At 69.6% G+C, this 2045-nt stretch carries 2 protein-coding genes and 1 pseudogene; all 3 read right to left on the reverse strand.

The window, feature by feature from the left end:
* Window positions 1–819: VWA domain-containing protein (locus JOY90_RS04555; protein WP_291689962.1), on the reverse strand; the 819-nt coding region annotated here is incomplete at its 3' end.
* The gene (locus JOY90_RS04560; protein WP_291689963.1) at window positions 816–1697 is read right to left on the reverse strand and encodes a MoxR family ATPase; all 882 of its coding nucleotides are present in this window, start codon (window positions 1695–1697) and stop codon (window positions 816–818) included. The genes JOY90_RS04555 and JOY90_RS04560, both read right to left, overlap by 4 nt.
* 9 nt (window positions 1698–1706) lie before the next feature.
* Window positions 1707–2045 (reverse strand): annotated as a pseudogene (locus JOY90_RS04565) (xanthine dehydrogenase family protein molybdopterin-binding subunit); the annotation flags it as partial.

The raw sequence follows: 2045 nt of genomic DNA on the forward strand, positions 1-2045 counted from the left end.
AAGCGCCTCGCCGATGCGGGTGCCGCCGTCCCAGTCGTCGACCACCGCCTCCGCCTCGACGAGCGCCCGCACGCGATCGCGCAGGCGCATGGCGCGGGAGATGCGGGTGAGCCGCGTGCCGAACGTGAAGGTCTCGACCCGCGGCGCAACCTGCGTCGCCGCATGCGCAAAGCGCAGGTAGTCCTGGGTGTGGGCCTTCATCGAGCCGGAGATGTCGATCAGGACCAACAGCTTGCGCGGCCGTGGCCGCCGCTTCAGGCGCCGCAGCCGCAGCATCTCGCCGTCGCTGCGCAGGCTGTCGCGCAAGGTACGGCGCAGATCGGCGAAGGCACCGCGACGCGCGCGCATGCGGCGATGGCCACGACGCCGCGGCAGACGCCGGGAGGCTTCGCGCCCAAGACGGCGCAAGGCGTCACCGGCCGTGTCGCCGACGAAGCGGCGCGCCACCAGCGCCTCGGCGCGGGTCGCCGCAAGTCCCGACTCGTTGGCTTCCTCGGCGAGCGGGATGTCATCCATGCCGCGCGATTCCTCCTGCAAGCGGACGACATCCTCCTCGTCTCCCTCGGTCGGCGCCGGCGCTTCCTGTCCACGGAAATGGATAGCGAACAGGAGATCATAGCTCGCGCGGCGCTCCGGCGGCGGGGCCAATGTCGCGAGCCCCGCCTGGCGAATGTCATCGAGGCTGCGCGGCCCGAGCAGCTCGATGGCGGCAAGAAAGGCCGTGGTCTGCTCCGGCGCCACGGCGAACTCGTTCAGGCGCAGCAAGGTGGCGAAGCTGACAAAAATCTCAGCAGCTTGCGGCAAGCGCGGCTCGCTCATGTCACCGCCTCCGCGATCAGGGTGTCGAGCCGGGGCGCGATGAAGCCAAGATCCTCCTCGTCCTTGAGCGCGACGCCGATCGAGCGCTTGAATGCATCCGGCCAGCGCGCGCCGCCCTGGTGCAGCAGCGTCGCCGCCTCCGCCCAATCCACCGCCTCGGCGATCCCCGGCGCCTTGCCGAGCGGCTCGCGCCGCAGCCGGCCGACTGCGGCGACCACTGCGCGTGCGGTCGATTCCGCGACGCTGGAGGCCCGCATCATCACAATGCGCGCCTCGCGCTCGGCGGTCGGATAGTCGATCCAGTGATAGACACAGCGCCGCCGCAGCGCTTCGTGCAGATCGCGGGTGCGGTTGGAGGTCAGCACCACCACCGGCCGCTCCATCGCGCGCACCGTGCCGCGCTCGGGAATCGAGATCTGGAAGTCGGAGAGGAACTCGAGCAGGAACGCCTCGAATTCCTGGTCGGCGCGATCGATCTCGTCGATGAGCAAGACGGTGGAGTCCGGCGCGCGCAGCGCCGCCAGCATCGGTCGTTCGATCAGGAACGGCTCGCCATAGATGTCGATCGTCTCCTCGCCCGCCTGCCGGATTGCCAGCATCTGCCGCGGATAGTTCCACTCGTAGAGCGCGGCGGCGGCGTCGATGCCTTCATAGCATTGCAGGCGGATCAGGCGGCGGCCGAGCACGGCGGCAATGGCTTTTGCGGCTTCGGTCTTGCCCACCCCCGGCGCGCCCTCGAGCAGCAGCGGCTTACCGAGCGCGAGGCCGAGGTAGGCAGCGGTCGCAAGGCCTTCGTCGGCGAGGTAATAGGCCGCGCGAAGCGCCTTCTCCAGCGCGTCGGGGCTGTCGATGCCGACGATGTTGCTGCGTACGGCCATGCGAGGGCCTCAACGCCGCGCCGGCGGCCGCGCGCCGCCCTGCGCCTTGATCGCGCGCAGCACCTTTTCCGGCGTGATCGGCAAATCGTCGATGCGCACGCCGACCGCGTTGAAGATGGCATTGGCGACCGCGGGCAGCACCGGGTTTGCGCACATCTCGCCGGGGCCCTTGGCGCCGAACGGGCCGTCGGGCGCAGGCCGCTCCAGCACCGCGATATCGTGCGGGCAAATGTCGTCCGGTCCTGGCATCAGATACTCATTGAAATCGCGCGGGCCGTGCGACGGATCGGGGTAATAGGGTTCGGGTGTTTCGAACAGCGCATGGCTCAATCCCATCCAGGCTCCGCC

Source organism: Bradyrhizobium sp. (genome assembly GCF_019242285.1).
Classification (GTDB): Bacteria; Pseudomonadota; Alphaproteobacteria; order Rhizobiales; family Xanthobacteraceae; genus Bradyrhizobium.